The organism is Phosphitispora fastidiosa (genome assembly GCF_019008365.1).
In the GTDB taxonomy this organism is placed as follows: Bacteria; Bacillota; Thermincolia; order Thermincolales; family UBA2595; genus Phosphitispora; species Phosphitispora fastidiosa.
Genome location: NZ_JAHHUL010000002.1, coordinates 94,536 through 111,299, shown reverse-complemented (window position 1 = coordinate 111,299; position 16,764 = coordinate 94,536). Strand labels below are relative to the sequence as shown.

The following is a 16,764-nucleotide window of genomic DNA, read 5'->3' as shown; positions in this document are numbered from 1 at the left end:
CGGAGGAACATAGAATGGCTGAAAAAATAAAAAGTGCGGTTATGGCTGAGGCCAGGAAAATATCAGTGGCTTTGGTAACATGGGGGTTTGGTGTCGCAGCCATGGTTGCCTATTGTGTGTTGGTATTCTGGCTAAAACAGAGTTTTGGTATATATGTCAGCATGGCAGGAGCGATGGTGTTTCTGGCTTTTGCCTTTTTCTTTATTGATTTGTGGTGGAGGTTGTCTCATAAAAAGTATGAATGATTATTCCAGAGGTGTAATTGCCTGTAATCGCGGTTATAATATTACCGCGGAGGTGTTGCTTATGGAAGAAAAAAGCGAACCCCTGTTAAAGGTTGTCCCGGGCGGTCATTTCGAGCTTGAGGTCCTTCATGACAGGGTAATAGGTCTCCTGGATACAAATGAAAAGCGCGGGATTAGGCAGTTGCTGCAAAAAAACAATGAAACCTGCAAGAAACTGATTTTCCCGTATATTAAATCCCGTGAGAACCAGGCTGCAGTAATGACTGCTCTGGCCGGGATATTGGAAGCCCACGCAAGGGAATGTTATACTATAGGTTATCTTGACTGTGAGCTGAATAGCGGCAGAAAATAAGCTGCCGCAGCCGTGGCTTGGTTTGGCATAAACCCGTATCTCACGGGTTTTTTGTTTGCCATTTTACAAAAGTCAATCCAAAAAGCAGGAAATTCCAGTATTTTGTCGAACAAAATCGATATCGTATAATTGTCAAAATCGATATTCATATAATTATCAATATGGTTGTCTATGTAACTCGTCCTGGGAAGGGGATGTGATTGTTGCGGATAGGTTTTGGTTTCAAACTTGTCATAGTATTTGTCCTGATGCTGCTGTGTATTTCCACAGGGATTGGGTTATATGCCCTCAATACCATGGATCAATATGGGTTATCGCTTTTAGAGGGCCGGCTTTTGGAAAATATCAACCTTACCGATGAGCTTATTGAAGGTACTTATCCCGGAGAATGGCTGATTAAGGGAGGCGTATTGTTTAAGGGAGAAAACGAAATTAACTCTGATTCAATGTTGATGGACACAATAGCTGAGCGTACCGGTAATGAGTTTCTGATATATCTGGGGACTGAACTGGTGGCAGCCAACATCGAAGGAATAGCAGACCCGGAGGAATACCGGGTAGCACCTGAAATACTCTCTGAAATGCAGCAGGAAGGTTCGGCTTTTGTAAAAGAAGTCGAAATTGCCGGGACTAAAGAACTTACCGGAGTTATGCCGGTTACCGACCAGTCTGGTGATATTGCCGGATTCCTGGCTGTCCGGATTCCCCGACAGGAGTCCACCAGCCTTGTGAACAGTATCCGGATGCGGATGATGATTGGAGCTTACCTGGCTATGGTAGGAACAGGGATAATTTTCTACTTTCTAACCAGAATTATTTCCAGACCCATTCCCACAATAGTTGAGGGAATGACCAGAGCTGAAAGCGGTGATCTCACGGCGCGCCTTAATATTAATACAAATGATGAATTTGCCTGTCTGGGAGATAATTTTAACAGTATGGTCTCCAATATTGCCGGATTGATTGAAAAGATTCATTCTGTATCTGAACATGTGGCCAGTTCAGCTGACCTGCTTAATAACGGGGCTGCCGAATCATCTAAAACCACAGAACAGATTGCGGCAACTATTCACATGGTGGCAACAGGAACAGAGGACCAGGCAAAGAGCGTTGAGCAAACATCAATGGTCATCGGGGAGATGTCAAAGGGTATCCAGGATGTCGCCGGACATGCCCATGATGTGATGAATATTTCCGGGGAAGCCAGCGCCACTGCCTGCAAAGGCGCCAGTTCCATACAGGATGCAGTTTCGCAGATGAAGAATATAAATACCACAGTTAATTTAACTGCTGCTACGGTTAGTAATTTGGGCAAGAAATCAAAGATGATAGGATATATTGTTGACGTAATTACTGGTATCGCCAAACAGACTAATCTGCTGGCACTAAATGCCGCAATTGAGGCTGCCAGGGCGGGTGAGCAGGGCCGTGGTTTTGCCGTGGTTGCTGAGGAGGTACGCAAACTGGCAGAACAGTCAGGCCAGGCAGCTAAGGAGATTTCCGATCTGGTAATGGAAATCCAGGAAGAGACCGATAAGACAGTAACAGCGATGGAATCAGGTATTGTTGAGGTCGAAAGCGGTACCAGTATAGTAAACAAAGCCGGTGAGGCGTTTAATGATATTGTGAGTTCAATTAATAACGTCAACCGAAGAATCCTGGAGGTATCGGCAGCAGCTGAGGAAATGGCCGCAGGCGCCGAACAAGCGGTTGCGGCCATGCAGAATATTGCCAGCATCTCTGAGGAAACCGCTGCCAGCGCGGAGCAGGTAGCGGCGGCGGCAGAAGAGCAGACAGCTTCTATTGAGGAAGTGGCTGCCTCGGCATCGGTTCTGGTTAATCTCTCCGAGGAATTAAAGAGTATGGTGGAAAACTTCAAAGTCTAAAAAAAACGGGGCTGCCATTTGGCAGTCCCGTTTTTTAGAGAAGTTTTTTTCGCAATATTTCAGCTCCCCAACTGCAGTAGAACTCGGCTGTTGGCCCCAGTTTATCATGAGGGGAGGGGGGCACCTCCTCATCTGTAAACAGGGTCACCAGGGCATTTATGTATTCGTAAATCATTGTACCGTTTTTCCCTTCCTGTACCCTGCATTTATATTTTTCACAGTTTTCCGGGGTGATTACTGCTGCTTGCGCTTCACGACCGTTATAACGTAACACTATGCGGTCACCTTCGATGTGGCTGTCGATATCGAGACGGGCAGAAATTTTCATGAAGTAAGACGGGCTCAGCAGTACTCTTGGATTTCTTCCGGCAATTCCCAGAACCTTTTCAAGGGCTTCCAGATGCATGGCAATTCTCCTTTCAATCTGTACTATATTAAAGTAACCCAAAACTCGTTAATTTACAATATTTTTATGTAACTTTGCCGGAAAAATATCGCTGTCCGAACCATTTAATCCGGTATTAATTTCTTTACCAGCTTTGTAAAATACTGTGTAAAGGGGAGTACCAACAGTGAACTGAGTACATTAAATATGGTATGGGCATTGGCAATCTGGCGGGGGAGCGCCGTTGCAGTTGTCTCCACCAGATGTGCAAAAGGCAGGATAAACGGAATAACTGCTATTGCACCGACCACATTCAGCAGGACGTGTGCCGCTGCCACCTGTTTTGCTGCAGGCGGAGTCCCGATTGCGGCCAGAACGCCGGTGATGCAGGTGCCGATGTTGCTGCCCAGAATGATTGCTATTGATGTGGGCAAATCAACCAGGCCTTGGCGGGAAAGGGTAATCACAATCCCGGTGGTTGTCGCACTGCTGTGGATCAGCGCTGTAAAGAAGGTGCCGGCAACTACACCAAAGAAGGCATTTGAACTTACCTGGGCAAGCAGATCTACAAAGTGCGGGGAATTTTTCAATGGTTCCAAGGCATCAGAGATGGTATTGATTCCGAGAAAGATTATCCCGAAGCCCGTAATTGACTGCCCCAGGCAGCGCAGAGATTTTTTTCGGGGTACAACTATCAGCAGCGCTCCCAGACCGATAGCAGGAAGGGCAATGTTCTCAATCCTAAAGGATATTATTTGTGTGGTTATACATGTGCCCACATTTGTCCCCAGCACTATTCCTACTGCCTGGGAAAATGTTAGAATCCCGGCATTGACAAAACCGATGGTGATTACAGTTACTGCCGTACTGCTCTGGACAAGAGCGGTAATTACAGTGCCGGTGATAAAACCTGTCAAGGGATTCCGCGTAAGTGTTTTCAGGGCTTCCTGCATTCTTCTCCGGGCGGCGCTTTCCAGACCGTCCCGCATGAAGCGCATGCCAAATAAAAGCAGGGCTATTCCGGCAAAAAAATTAAGAAGTGACAGCATTGGCTTCCTCCAATCCAATTGCCCTGAGGGCATGTGGGATTCTTCACTCCCATTTTCAGTTTTATTAGAGACAAATTTGCTTTATGACAATTTTTACTAGGTCATTGGATTGATAGTTTTGTACGAAATTGATGTTATTTTTAAAATAAATTGAAAATTAACAAAATTGACCCCCGTAAATATAGGAAATAGGTCGTATTAATGGACAAAATACAAATTCTGGTGTATGATTGGAACAAGTAGTACACTAGATAGTAGTCGTATATGGGAGGTATAATTGTGTTTCTTAAAAGACTGATTTCTGATTTTAAACCTCATAAGATTGGTTACAAAAAAGTATTGGGAGACCTTGAGGCAGACATTATGAAAATTGTCTGGAGGGCGAACAAGGCTACGGTAAGAGACGTGTATGAACAACTGCGGTTGGAGCGGAGTCTTGCTTATACTACTGTAATGACAATTATGGGTCGACTGGCCGAAAAAGGACTTCTTGATAAAGAGCCGATAGGCAATGCATATGTGTATACTCCTACTATCAGTGAACCTGATTTTATCAAAAGAGTTGTTACAGAAGTTCTTGACGGTCTGATGGAAGAGTTCTCTGAGCCTGCCATTTCACACATGGTTGAAAGGCTGGGTTCTGAGAATGAAACTAATATCAGCAAACTTGAGGTCATGATTCAGGAACGGAGGTCAAAGGGGGCAAAATAACCCATGACATACGACGTTTTTATTCATAAGTTTGTTCATCCCTTTATTGTTTATGTCCTAATCGGTTCACTGGTCAGTTATCTGCTTGCCCTTCTCATGGTGCAGTTTGCAGTGATCCGAAATGCAAGATCAAAGGCATTGCTGTATATATTGCCCTTCATAACTCCTCTGGCTGCATACATAGCATACAGGCCGTTTATTATTGATCGGTGTACGGTTTACGGGCATCCACTGGGTGTGTTTAATGACTGGCTCTGTTACTCAGCTGAAGTTTTGGCTACAATTCTTACCCCGCTTTTCTTGGTAGTGGTATTTTTGGCAGTTCTTAAAGCATTTATCAGTATTGCCGCAGGTAAAAAAATTGCCAGAAGATATGGCTTTGCCCGGGCGGAACAATACCCGTTACTTTTTAATATTATGGAGAAGCTGTGCCTTAAGGGCAGCATCACAAAGCCTGAAATAATTGTTACACCGGATTCGTTTGCCCGTTCTTTCACAATGGGTTATAAGTTTCCGGTTATTGTAGTTTCAAAGGGCTTATTGGATGCCCTTGATGCTGAGGAACTGGAAACAGTTGCCGCCCACGAACTGGGGCACATTGTGCGGGCGGATTCTATGACGACCTGGACCATGGTGTTTTTAAGGGACCTCTTGTTTTTTACCCCGGTTATATTTTGGGTTTTCCGAGATTTCATTAATGAAAAGGAAAAAGCCGCAGATGATATGGTGGTCAGGCTGACCGGGCGACCGATGGCATTTGCCCAGGCTTTGATTAAGGTTTGGAGGCTGTCACCCAAGAAATTTTTAGACAATGTTGTTTTTGACAACTTTATGCCTCACCCTAATCTTTTAGGGCAGACTGGGGCTGTTGAATTCAGGGTAAGACGAATGCTCGACCATGACCCCGGCAGATTTAAGGATTACGTGCAGGGTTATGTTGCGGCCCTGATAATTTCAACACTTACCATGTTCGTTCTCTTTTATGTCTGCTGATGGCATCATAAGTGTTGCATAGAAAATTTTGGTTATAGGGGTTAGATTGTTCCACAAGGCGAGGTGTTGTCCGCTAGAGGAATTATCTGCCCCTATCTTTGTCGATAGTCGAAAAACATTTGGAAAATAGTTTTCTTGACGTGGTTATGTACGAACAAAAGTGTTTATAGTATAATAAATCGAATGCGCCTTATAAATTCCATATGGAGGTGTGATCATGCTGCTGGAGGAGATTTTACTGGCCAACAGCTTTTTTGTAAACGAATACCGCGATTTACAAAAAAAATTCAGCCATAAGCCGAGAAAGCATGTGGCCATATTTACCTGTATGGATACCAGGCTTGTCGAATTTCTTGAACCGGCTCTGGGCATCCGGCGAGGAGATGCTAAAATCATTAAAAATGCCGGAAACAGAATTCGCAAAGACTGTGATGATGCCATCAGGAGCCTGGCAGCTGCGATTTATCTGCTGGGGGTGAGGGAGTTACTCGTTATTGGCCATCTTGATTGCGGTATGTCAAAGCTGGATACTGAACTGCTTTCAGAAAGGATGAAGGAGTTTGGTATTTCTGAGGAAGAGATTGATAAGAATGATCTGGCGGCGTGGTTGGGTGGGTTCCCTGATGTTGAAGAAAATGTTATTGATGCTGTTACCAAGATAAAATCTCACCACTTGATACCTCGAACTATCCCAGTACATGGGCTGATATTTTGTCCTGATAATGGGGAGTTGAAGGTTGTTGTCAACGGTTATGGGCAGGTTGAACAAGAGTAAATTGGAGGATCCTGAAAATGCTTCTGGAATTGTTTGTGACATCCTGGATACTTGGTTTTTCGGGGGCCATGATGCCAGGTCCACTGCTTACAGTAACGGTTAGTGAAACAACGAGGCGGGGGGCAAAGGCCGGGCCTCTTCTGATGGCAGGCCATGCTTTGCTGGAGCTGGCCCTGGTTGCAGCCCTGATCCTGGGGCTGAAGTCTTTTTTAAATAATCAGTACTTTATTATAACAGTCAGCATTGTTGGCGGATTGTTCCTTATCTGGATGGGATACGGGATGCTTAGGGATGCCCGGCAGGGGAATATTTCACTGGAACTTCAGAGTGGACCGGAGAAGGTTCTGGTGGGCCCGGTTTTGACCGGAATGCTGGTAAGCCTTTCAAATCCCTACTGGACTATATGGTGGGCTACTGTAGGCCTCGGTTACTTAACAAGTGCCTGGGAATATGGTATGGCAGGCCTTTTTTTCTTTTTTACAGGGCACATCCTGGCAGATTTCACTTGGTATGGGGTGGTTGCTGTTGCCATTGCCAGGGGGAAAAAAGTTATGTCTGACAGATTATATCGCAGAATCATTGCTGTCTGCGGAGCATTTCTGATCGGCCTGGCACTGACCTTTATTTGGAACGGCATTGTCAGGATAGCCGGCTGACAGTGAAAAACTAAGCTTCGGTAAACCAGAAATGCAGTAAAAAAAGGGAAAATAAGAAAAAAGTCGAAGTGATTCCATGGGGTGATACTCATGGACTGGTGGGCAGCTATATTAATTGTGCTGTGGGCAGTTATTTTGCTGTCAATATTTACGATGATAATGCCATGGAGCGCTTCAATCACAGTATCATCGCCGGGGGAGGCCGGACTCCGCCTGCAGTTCCTGAAAAGGGTGCTTTTCCTGAATATCTTGACAAGTTTCTCAGGACAAACGGAAGTGAGTGTTGCGGGTCTACGGTTTAGGCTTAAGAAAAAAGAAGACACAAACCACCATAGAAAAGAAGACAGCCAAGAACATAAAGATGTTCCAGAGCAGGACAGTATTAGGAGAGCATCCTTACCCGGCAGGCTGAGCGCTGCAGTTGGAGCCCTGACACCTGACACCTTTATTGTATTGTTGCGATATTTTCGGGGTATGATAGGTGATACCGACTCGCGGCTGGAAATATCAGGAGAACTTGGATTAGGCGACCCAGCGGCTACAGGCATTGTATGTGGTATGGCCTATGGCTTATGCGGTGCGCGGGGAGTAGTTAAAGTTGATATCAGACCGAATTTTTTTGAGCCTGTTTTGGCAGGTAAACTCAAACTGACTGTTACAGCTGTTCCCATGTTTATTCTGCTGCGTACCCTGAGAACAGCATTTCATCCCGCAATTAGAAGAGTATGGATCGCCCTTGCTGTCCCACCAAGGCGGACGGCTCCGGGGGCTTAAGTATCAAAGGAGGTGTTTGATTTGGACCTGAAACAGAACATGGATACCATTTTTTCACACCTGGAGAACATGTTCAAAGCAAAAACCGTAATTGGCGACCCTATTGTAATCGGGGAAGTAACCTTGGTACCTGTGGTCAATGTGACCTTCGGGATTGGTACCGGAGGCGGAGAAGGTAAGGATGCTAAAGACCAAGGGGGAGGGGGCGTCGGAGCTGGTACCGGAGCAAGGCTTACCCCTGCTGCAGTAATAGTTATTAAAGGGGATTCGGTAAGCATGCTGCCGATTTCCGGAAGGGGCAGCTTAGAGAACGTGGTTGCTATGGTTCCCGAAGTGTTAGACAAGCTGAAGAAGACGGTGCAGAAAGAAAATAGGGACAAGGAAGTAACAAAAAGGGTTGAGTAATTTCGTTTATTGTTTAATTTAATGCCATAATTATTTCCCGTGATGTTTTTCACGGGAAATTTTATTTTGAAAAATATTTATCTTGGGGCTGTCGAAAAAAATATAAAAAAACCTAGTATTAGGTGCTATTAACTTATATGGTAATAAATACCATTAGTTATAGAGGCAAGTATTAGTAAGCTTTGGCGAATTATGCATAAATGTAATAAATGAGCACGTGTAAAAATTACCCTCCATAATACAAAAGACGACAAATATTCACTTAACTAGGCGTAGAATTACTCGACATGTTTTTCAGGACATGGCTAATTTATACGTGTAAAATGGAAAATGAGCTGTATTATTTGTTTGACTGGTTAAACAGTTTAGCGGGAGGGGTAAAAGTGGGAAATAAGATATTGAAGTTGGCTGGAAATGCCTTTATTGCAGTGTTAGTACTGGTAATGGTAGTTCTGGTCTTTTTTACAGTAGGCTCCAAAATCTCGCCTGACGGTTTACCCAAACTGGCCGACTACAGGCTGATGGTTGTCTTGAGCGGCAGCATGAGTCCGGTTTTTGAGGCTGGAGATGTGATCGCGGTATCCGGTCAAAAAAAGCAGACCGAATACCAAAAGGGTGACGTTATAACCTTTAAAGATCCGGAGGATACCAAGAGAATTGTGACTCACCGGGTTGCGGAAGTGGTTAAGGATGATACCGGTGTCAGCTATCGTACCAAGGGTGATGCTAATGGGAGTATTGATTCGAAACCGGTGCCGGCAGACAATGTAATTGGGCAGCAGACAATTCGCATACCGTATTTTGGCAGGGTTGTGGAGTTTGCCAAGACAAAGCAGGGTCTGGTGTGGCTGATTATTGTTCCCGGAGTTTTAATTATTGTAAGTGAGCTTAGAAGCATAGGTAAAGCCATTACCGGTGAAGTGGAAAAGAAAAAACAGGAGGCAGTGGCTGAGCCATGGTCAAAAGAGTAGAAGAGACTCCGTGTCGCTGGCATATGACCAGATGGGAAAGAAAGCAACTGGAAAGGATAAGGAAGGCTGATAAGGCAGAAAACAGCTTCCGCTATCGGACGGTTATTTTGGCAGTGGCAGTGATGCTGCTCTTAATTTCGGGGCTGATTACTCAAACACATTCATATTTCACGGCAAGGGCAGAAAACCGCAACAATTTTTTTCAAGCCGCCTCTATTGACAGTTTTCTATCTTTGGAACCGGGTAAAGCTCAGGCAACCTTTCCGGCGGCAGCAGGTGATCCGAAAGGAGAGACTCCGACAGTAGCACAAGAAAAAGACGGCCAGATTACCCTGGATTTTGGTGAAGTAGTTGAAGGTTCCGGCCGGAATTTTGATGATGTATTAAAGATACACAATGTATCAGGTGAGAATTTGAACGTTAGGTGGCGGATTGACGGTGAGATTGCTTCAGTAATTGATAGGACAGAGGGGAGTTTTATCCTTGTGCCTGATTCCGCGGGTTCTGTTGACAGATTGCAGCAGGAGGCTGCAGAGGATGTTACCTCAGTCGTATATGGTGAGGAAGAAGCATCAAACCTTTGTATGGATGAAGGGTCGGGAGAAGAAGCAGAGTATTCCCTGAATATGAAACTCAATGTCAGGAGAGGTCCGGGGGTTTACAGTGGAGATTTGGTACTGACGGTAAATGGGGAATTTCTGTCTGTGAGAGTTCCTGCCAGAGTTGTGGTCCGGGAGAAGGCCCCGGTAGCTATGGAGGAAGCCCTAAATATGGTGGGTGTCCCGGTTATTGTAGAGCCAACCAAGGATCCTTTAGAAATGCTCATCGAGGAAGTAGTTGGCAGCCCAGCAAATGAAATAACAAATGAAACAATCGATACTGCAAATGAAACAATTGGTACTGATGAAGAACCCAATGAACCAGAGACAGAAGTTGCTCAGCCTCTGGATTCAGATAGCAGTTTAAATGTCCCGGCAGTTATAGATTCAAAAAAGAATTCGATAGAGGCAGTTAGTGAGGATCCTGCAGGAAATTTACCTGACGATACGACAGATTCCTCAAAAGATGAGGAAGCCGGTGAGCTGCAGAAATAAAACATTCTACCTGTAATTAGCAGATAGTACTGAATAACCCTGTGAAAATTAATACCGATTAACTTCAGCTAGGGTGCAATGTAAATTCGCAGTTTTACTCCTTGGGGGAAACAAAAAGGTAGTATCGAAAGGAGTGATAAGTATAAAAAAAGAATTTAGACGGATTTTCTAGAGCTCTTCAGCCCAAAGTTTGGAAGGCAAAAAAAGTTATTGATTAGTTCAGTTCACACGTAAGGAGGAAAAGGAAAACATGAAAAAGCGCATAATGATGAGCCTTATGATAATAGGCTTAATTTCTGCTTTAGTGGGTGGAGCCACTTTTGCCTGGTTTACAGATACGGCTGTAAATGAAGGTAATACTTTTTCTGCAGGAACAGTTGACCTCGAATTAGACAGAGAAAATGCACAGCCTTTATTTGGTGACCCGACATCTTCAACGGCACCAGCGCTCATTGACACCACCAACGTTTATCCCGGTTGGGAAGGTAATGCTACTATTAAAGTAAGTAATGCCGGCACTCTGCCAATCGAGTGGTATGCCTTTATTGAGGGTAGTGGTTCTTTACAAGACGTGCTTGAAGTAAAAATTGAGAGCCCCAATGTAGGAACCGGTACAGAAACTAATCCACTTGTGTTACAGGATTGGACTGCATTGTCAAATTTGATGGGGAATGATTTGACAACAAATATGAGTAACGCGCCCTTGAAATGGGATGGGGATACTGCTGGAGCTATGCAAACGAACTATGATGACATTGAGTATGACATCTATGTAAGAGTTCTGACCACTGCTAGCGATACTTATCAGGGAGCAAGCTTTACCGGTGATATAAAATTCAGTGCCATCCAGTACCCGAACGAACCCTAATATAGATTTTCTAGGCGCCCTTCAGTGAAAATTCAGAAATCCAAGAAATATTTAAGTTTAAATTTAAGGAGGAAAAAGAAAACATGAAAAAGCGCATAATGATGAGCCTTATGATTATAGGCTTAGTTTCTGCTTTAGTGGGTGGAGCCACTTTTGCCTGGTTTACAGATACGGCTGCAAATGAAGGTAATACGTTTACTGCAGGTGAACTTGATATTAACCTTACCGATGGTGATGATGCAGCATTTAGTGGAGCAATTTATGAAGTTGGTACCGACGGAGTAGGCATCGCTCCTGGTTGGAATGGAGATACCAAAACTATAAAGCTTACCAATGACGGCACTTTGCCGCTGATGTGGAGAGGCTACGTTACTGTGGATGCCGATGGAACCAATGATATTGCATTAAAAAATGCTATGAGATTTACAGTATCAGTAGACGGGGGAACCCCAATAACAGTGGATATGACTGGGTTGGCTGATGGTATAAATGGTCCTTTTGCTGGAGGAACATTGGCAAAGGATGCTTATAGGACTCTGGAAGTTACACCGTTCCTGCCGGATTCTGCAGGCAATCTTTGTCAAGGTGGCAGCTTCACTATCGATATCGAAATCAATGCTACACAAACTGCTAATACCGGCTATGCAGGTTTTTAATACCGGTATATAATAATTTAATTAAATTAGGGGTCTATCCCCTAATTCCCTGAAAGGGGCAAAATTATGGCAAAAAGGCTAATTATACCAGTTCTGCTGGTAATAACCGTGTGTATGCTGATAGGCGGCGCAACTTTTGCCTACTTCACTGACACGGCAGCTAATACCGGTAATACCTTTACTGCGGGAACTATTATACTTGAGGGGGAAAGGGACTTATCGGACAAGGTTCCCGGTCCCATGTTTTATTCTGCAGCTTCTGACCCAAGTGGGTATTACCCCTATGACGAAATTGCTACACGGACTCCTAGTGGAGAATGTATTGGTGGCTGGGCACCCGGAGATTCAGTTATGAGAGCTATGAATCTTTATAACAGAGGAACTATAGATGCAAAGGTGACAAAGGTTAAAGCTAATGTGCAGGCGCAATATACCAATTCAAACGATGTCGTTATTTCCGGGGAAACAACGGGAGCGGCTTATGATGAGTTTATAGACAAAATGAATATTAAGATAATGTATCCCTCAGGTAATGCAGTATTGTATAATGGGCCACTTCGTGGTTTACTTAACGACTATGTCCCGACTGACTCAATTATTTATGTAAATGCCGGTCAGGTTGGTTCAGCTAATGTTACCTTTGAGGCGACATTGTCAACAAATGCAGGAAACGATATTCAAGGTAAAAACTTCATATTTGATTTTGCGTTCTATGCAGAACAAATTTAAGGGACAGATAATTTAAAAAGCTGAAGGGCGTTCTTGGAAGATATATTTAAGCCGCGGGAATCCAATTCTCGCGGCTTAAACAGTAATTAACTCAAAATAATTACAAAAGGTGAAGAGGAAAAATGGCCAGGTATGATATTAAGGCGTTCTTAAAGGCAACAAAATATATAAAATATGTTTTAACTGTTTTCCTGGTAATCTTTATTTTTTATGCTGTTTTTATGCAGGATGAAGGACTTGTTGTTGCTGTTGAAACTGATTCTGACTTATCCATAACTACTTCTCCGTCAAGTGGTTTCATTAGCGCCCCCAATATGGCTCCCGGTCAACAGGCTGCTGCCCCGCTGACCGTGAAAAATGAAGGGAATCTGGATTTTTCCTATGATATAGAGGTTGTTATGGAAAACGGCAGTGAGATGTACTATAGTGTCCTTGACTTAGTGATTAAGGACAGTGCCCAAAACGTCCTTTATAATGGTAAGCTTAAGGACCTAAACGACCTGGTATTGGGGGTTTTGGGTGCAGGAGGAACTGATGTATTTGACTTTCAGGTAGGTTTTCCGGCCGAATGCGGCAATGAATACCAGGGATTATCCACAGGTGTAACCTTTGTCCTTAACGCTGTTGAGCATCCTCCATATATTGAAGGTGGAGGTGTTGTTTGGGACCCGCCTTTGGAAAAGCCCGATGTCCATGTGCGCAAGGGTATGATAATGCCCATCAGGTTCCATTTGGTTCAGAACGGTACCTTTGAAATAATCAAAAGAGGGGTGGATTTAGTTATAACCGGAGTAAATGATGCCGGCCAGCCTGTGGAATATATCTTCAGTGTGGTCGACGACACCCTGGAGTGGGAGGAACACGGACTGCACAAACCACACTACCGGCTGATGTTTGATGCCGAAAAATACCCGGTAAAACTGGATACATACTATACGGCTGCCGTTAAATATGGTGATCAGAAATTAGAACCTCAAACCAAATTTATCAGTGGACATTGATTTAAATGAGCAAAGAGCAAATAGTCAGGCAGGATGCTGCATATATGGCATCCTGTTTTAGTTTGTTAATAGAAAATTTACAAATTGTTTTAAAAATTTTAATTTTACAAACCTTAAAAAATTAAAGGAATTGGCGTATAATATATATAGAATAAATCAATAGTTAAACACATGACAGTTTTGGTTTAGCCAAAAGCTAAAGTTGGCTCCACCCACTAAAGCAGAAGCTGAACCGATCAAAGGGCGCTGATTGCGCTCTTTTTTTGTGCTACAGGAAAGAGCGCGCATAGGGAACTGAAATATGCGCGCTTTTCTAGTGGTAAATATCTCCATATGTGGTTTTACCAACCCAGGCAGGAATTTTACAGGTGCTTGTACAATTACTTATTTGTTATTACATAAATGTACAGGAGGACCAAAGATGCATATTAATCCTGCGATATTCCGCGAATACGACATTCGGGGTATTGCTGCAACAGAACTGACCCCGCCGGTGGTACACAAAATAGGACAGGCCTATGGCACCTTTGTTCTGGGCAGGGGAGTTGACAAGGTTCTGATCGGTGGTGATGTCCGCCTGTCGACACCGGTTATCCGGGAAGACCTCATCAAGGGGCTTTCCTCTGTAGGTCTGGATATTGTTGATATTGGCATAGTGACCTCCCCGATGTTTTATTTCGGGCTGCATCATATGGATTTTGACGGAGGAATTATGATTACCGGCAGCCATAACCCCGGGGAGTTTAACGGGATGAAAATGGCGTGTGGAAAATCAACAATTTATGGTGCGGACATACAGCAGATAAAGAGGATCATTGAGGAGGACGCTATCATTGGAACCGGACGCATAGGCAGCGTAACCGGAGCTGATATCTCTGAAACATACCTTGAAATGCTGTCTTCCAAAATTCAACTTGGACCCCGCAGGTTGAAGGTGGTGGCAGATGCCGGCAACGGCGCTGCCAGCATGTATATCGAAAAATTCCTGACATCTTTGGGGTGTGAGGTAATTCCCCTTTTCTGTGAGCCTGACGGAAATTTCCCCAATCACCACCCAGACCCGGTGAAGAGAGAGAACCTTACCTACCTGGTGGAAGAAATAAAAAAACAGCAGGCCGAGGTTGGTGTGGCTTATGACGGAGATGCTGACAGAATCGGTGTGGTTGATGATACCGGAGAGGTTATCTGGGGTGATAAGCTGATGGTGCTCTATTGGAGGGAGATTCTTCGGAAAAATCCCGGGCAGCAGGCCATTATAGAGGTTAAATGCTCCCAAGCTCTGGTGGACGAAATAGAGAGGCTGGGTGGCAGGCCATACTTTTACAAGACGGGCCATTCACTGATTAAGGCTAAGATGAAGGAACTTAATGCCCTGTTTACCGGGGAGATGTCGGGACATATGTTTTTTGCTGATGAGTATTATGGTTTTGATGATGCTTTTTATGCCACCGGGCGGTTGCTGCGAACCCTGTCACATGCTGATGAAAACCTGTCCAGCTTGCTGGGTGACCTGCCGCAGTATTACAGCACGGCTGAGACCAGAATTGACTGCCCTGATGAGATCAAGTTTGGCATTGTTGAGAAAATACGGGAGCAGGTCCTTAGGGTTTATGATGCAATCACTGTTGATGGGGTCAGGATAATCTATCCCGATGGCTGGGGTCTGGTAAGGGCCTCCAATACCCAACCGGCTCTGGTAGCCAGGTGTGAGGCCAGGACACCGGAAGGTTTGGCTTTTATAACCGGTGATTTAAAGGAAAGGATCCTCCGGGCGGGGCTTCCGGACTTCAACTGGGAGTATTAGGCAAATGACCATGCAATAAGCTGTTTTAAAAGCTGTTAGCAAAGCTGATACCATTATGTTTTGGGGGTGATTGTTTTGAAAAAGATTCGTAAGGCTATTATTCCGGCTGCCGGACTGGGGACACGGTTTCTTCCGGCAACCAAGGCCCAGCCCAAGGAAATGCTGCCAATAGTTGATAAACCGACAATCCAGTATATTGTGGAGGAAGCAGTGAACTCGGGGATAGAGGATATCCTGATAATTACGGGTCGCAGTAAGCGGGCAATAGAGGACCACTTTGACCACACTCTGGAGCTAGAGCTTCTCCTGGAACAAAAGGGGAATACCAGACTGCTTAACCTGGTCCGGGATATTTCTGAAATGGTGGATATTCACTATGTTCGTCAAAAGTTCCCGCGCGGTTTGGGGCATGCGGTATATTGTGCCCGGAAGTTTATCGGTAATGAACCGTTTGCCGTCCTGCTGGGTGATGATGTTATTGTCAGTGAAAAGCCCTGCCTGAAACAGCTTATGGACGTATATGAAGAAAAAGGCGGCACTGTCCTTGGGGTACAAAGGGTAGCCAAAAAGGAAGTAAACAAATACGGTATTGTTGACCCCGAAGGGGATGACAGCATACAGACAGTGAAAGTACACAGCCTGGTGGAAAAGCCTGCTGTTGAGGTTTCGCCGTCCAACATTGCGGTACTTGGCCGGTACATAATAGAACCTGAGATCTTTGAACTCCTGGAAAACACTACTCCTGGAGCAGGTGGTGAGATTCAGCTTACAGATGCCCTCAAGGTTCTGGCAGGACAAAAGCCGATGTATGCCCATGTATTTCAAGGAAAGCGCTATGATGTGGGTGATAAAATGGGTTTTCTGAAAGCAACTGTTGAATTCGCCCTGGCCCGCACTGACTTGGGAGGGCCGTTTGCGGCATACCTGAAGGAACTGGTGGGGGGTAGTGATTTCATGAAGGAGATTGCTGTTGGAAATGGGGAGTAGCTGCTGTAATGCTGCATTTCAACAAAATCTGACAAAGATTTGACAAAATTAAACAAAAACTCTTGCGCTATTTAAAATACAGGTGTATAATAAAAATGAAAATAATTTAACAACTCATTCTGATAATGGCAAACCCATCGAGAGGTGGGGACGCAAAGCCACGGGTCTGGGTAACTCCAGATAGCCGGGTTACCGGGGAGTTATATTTAGGCAGTGTTTATTTCATGGCCTGTTTCCGGAACCCGGAGACAGGCTTAATTGTTTACCAAAGTGAATACTCACCAAAACTATATTGGGAAATGAAGAGTTTTTCCAGATTGGAAACACTGTCACTCCCGATAAAGGCAAACCCATCGAGAGGTGGGGACGCAAAGCCACGGGTCTGGATATTCCAGATAGCCGGGTTACCGAAGGAGGTTTTGG

General features: G+C 44.6%; 19 protein-coding genes and 2 riboswitches. Of the genes, 17 read left to right on the top strand and 2 right to left on the bottom strand.

Translation table 11 applies throughout. The features are described 5' to 3' along the window. Positions 1-14: 14 nt before the first annotated feature. The 3 genes from Ga0451573_RS02915 to Ga0451573_RS02905 all read left to right on the top strand — a co-directional run bounded on the left by Ga0451573_RS02915 (position 15) and on the right by Ga0451573_RS02905 (position 2,483). Positions 15-245: a hypothetical protein gene (locus tag Ga0451573_RS02915; RefSeq protein ID WP_231682383.1), complete on the top strand. Its 231-nt coding sequence runs from the start codon at positions 15-17 to the stop codon at positions 243-245. A gap of 61 nt (positions 246-306) precedes the next feature. Next, positions 307-597 carry a hypothetical protein gene (locus Ga0451573_RS02910; RefSeq protein WP_231682382.1) on the top strand — a complete coding sequence of 97 codons (291 nt, stop codon included), beginning with the start codon at positions 307-309 and terminating at the stop codon, positions 595-597. A gap of 203 nt (positions 598-800) precedes the next feature. Beyond that, complete coding sequence (locus Ga0451573_RS02905; protein WP_231682381.1) at positions 801-2,483, top strand: methyl-accepting chemotaxis protein; 1,683 nt, start codon at positions 801-803, stop codon at positions 2,481-2,483. Positions 2,484-2,517: 34 nt separating this feature from the next. Here the strand turns inward: Ga0451573_RS02905 and Ga0451573_RS02900 are convergent, their stop codons facing one another. Both Ga0451573_RS02900 and Ga0451573_RS02895 read right to left on the bottom strand, forming a co-directional pair. Continuing rightward, positions 2,518-2,889 carry a hypothetical protein gene (locus Ga0451573_RS02900; protein ID WP_231682380.1) on the bottom strand — a complete coding sequence of 124 codons (372 nt, stop codon included), beginning with the start codon at positions 2,887-2,889 and terminating at the stop codon, positions 2,518-2,520. Positions 2,890-2,993: 104 nt separating this feature from the next. Further along, positions 2,994-3,917, bottom strand: coding sequence for a Na/Pi cotransporter family protein (locus Ga0451573_RS02895; RefSeq protein WP_231682379.1), 924 nt, complete (start codon positions 3,915-3,917; stop codon positions 2,994-2,996). A gap of 279 nt (positions 3,918-4,196) precedes the next feature. On the opposite strand from Ga0451573_RS02895, the gene Ga0451573_RS02890 reads away from it, so the two are divergent. The 14 genes from Ga0451573_RS02890 to galU all read left to right on the top strand — a co-directional run bounded on the left by Ga0451573_RS02890 (position 4,197) and on the right by galU (position 16,341). Beyond that, positions 4,197-4,628: a BlaI/MecI/CopY family transcriptional regulator gene (locus tag Ga0451573_RS02890; RefSeq protein WP_231682378.1), complete on the top strand. Its 432-nt coding sequence runs from the start codon at positions 4,197-4,199 to the stop codon at positions 4,626-4,628. 3 nt (positions 4,629-4,631) lie between these two features. After that, positions 4,632-5,621 (top strand): M56 family metallopeptidase, encoded by a 990-nt coding sequence (locus Ga0451573_RS02885; protein ID WP_231682377.1) that lies wholly within the window; start codon positions 4,632-4,634, stop codon positions 5,619-5,621. Positions 5,622-5,838: 217 nt separating this feature from the next. Continuing rightward, a complete protein-coding gene (locus Ga0451573_RS02880) occupies positions 5,839-6,396 on the top strand; it encodes a beta-class carbonic anhydrase (protein ID WP_231682376.1) in 558 nt (185 codons plus the stop codon). Between the two features lie 17 nt (positions 6,397-6,413). After that, positions 6,414-7,052: a LysE family transporter gene (locus Ga0451573_RS02875; protein ID WP_231682375.1), complete on the top strand. Its 639-nt coding sequence runs from the start codon at positions 6,414-6,416 to the stop codon at positions 7,050-7,052. A gap of 90 nt (positions 7,053-7,142) precedes the next feature. After that, on the top strand, positions 7,143-7,826 hold the full coding sequence (locus Ga0451573_RS02870; RefSeq protein ID WP_231682374.1) for a DUF2953 domain-containing protein: 684 nt from the start codon (positions 7,143-7,145) through the stop codon (positions 7,824-7,826). Positions 7,827-7,847: 21 nt separating this feature from the next. Further along, a complete protein-coding gene (locus Ga0451573_RS02865) occupies positions 7,848-8,231 on the top strand; it encodes a GerW family sporulation protein (protein WP_231682373.1) in 384 nt (127 codons plus the stop codon). A gap of 383 nt (positions 8,232-8,614) precedes the next feature. Continuing rightward, complete coding sequence (locus Ga0451573_RS02860) at positions 8,615-9,202, top strand: signal peptidase I (protein WP_231682372.1); 588 nt, start codon at positions 8,615-8,617, stop codon at positions 9,200-9,202. Beyond that, positions 9,187-10,296 (top strand): hypothetical protein, encoded by a 1,110-nt coding sequence (locus Ga0451573_RS02855; RefSeq protein WP_231682371.1) that lies wholly within the window; start codon positions 9,187-9,189, stop codon positions 10,294-10,296. The genes Ga0451573_RS02860 and Ga0451573_RS02855 overlap by 16 nt, the downstream gene beginning before the upstream one ends. A 250-nt stretch (positions 10,297-10,546) precedes the next feature. Continuing rightward, a complete protein-coding gene (locus Ga0451573_RS02850; RefSeq protein ID WP_231682370.1) occupies positions 10,547-11,164 on the top strand; it encodes a TasA family protein in 618 nt (205 codons plus the stop codon). 83 nt (positions 11,165-11,247) lie between these two features. Next, a complete protein-coding gene (locus Ga0451573_RS02845; protein WP_231682369.1) occupies positions 11,248-11,820 on the top strand; it encodes a TasA family protein in 573 nt (190 codons plus the stop codon). A gap of 66 nt (positions 11,821-11,886) precedes the next feature. Continuing rightward, complete coding sequence (locus Ga0451573_RS02840; protein WP_231682368.1) at positions 11,887-12,549, top strand: TasA family protein; 663 nt, start codon at positions 11,887-11,889, stop codon at positions 12,547-12,549. A 122-nt stretch (positions 12,550-12,671) separates the two neighbouring features. Then, positions 12,672-13,550: a hypothetical protein gene (locus tag Ga0451573_RS02835; RefSeq protein WP_231682367.1), complete on the top strand. Its 879-nt coding sequence runs from the start codon at positions 12,672-12,674 to the stop codon at positions 13,548-13,550. 421 nt (positions 13,551-13,971) lie between these two features. Then, positions 13,972-15,354, top strand: coding sequence for a phosphomannomutase/phosphoglucomutase (locus tag Ga0451573_RS02830; RefSeq protein ID WP_231682366.1), 1,383 nt, complete (start codon positions 13,972-13,974; stop codon positions 15,352-15,354). 75 nt (positions 15,355-15,429) lie between these two features. After that, positions 15,430-16,341 carry a UTP--glucose-1-phosphate uridylyltransferase GalU gene (galU, locus tag Ga0451573_RS02825; RefSeq protein ID WP_269438071.1) on the top strand — a complete coding sequence of 304 codons (912 nt, stop codon included), beginning with the start codon at positions 15,430-15,432 and terminating at the stop codon, positions 16,339-16,341. Positions 16,342-16,458: 117 nt separating this feature from the next. Continuing rightward, a riboswitch (cyclic di-GMP riboswitch) is annotated at positions 16,459-16,538 on the top strand. Positions 16,539-16,674: 136 nt separating this feature from the next. Then, a riboswitch (cyclic di-GMP riboswitch) is annotated at positions 16,675-16,753 on the top strand. Positions 16,754-16,764: the final 11 nt, after the last annotated feature.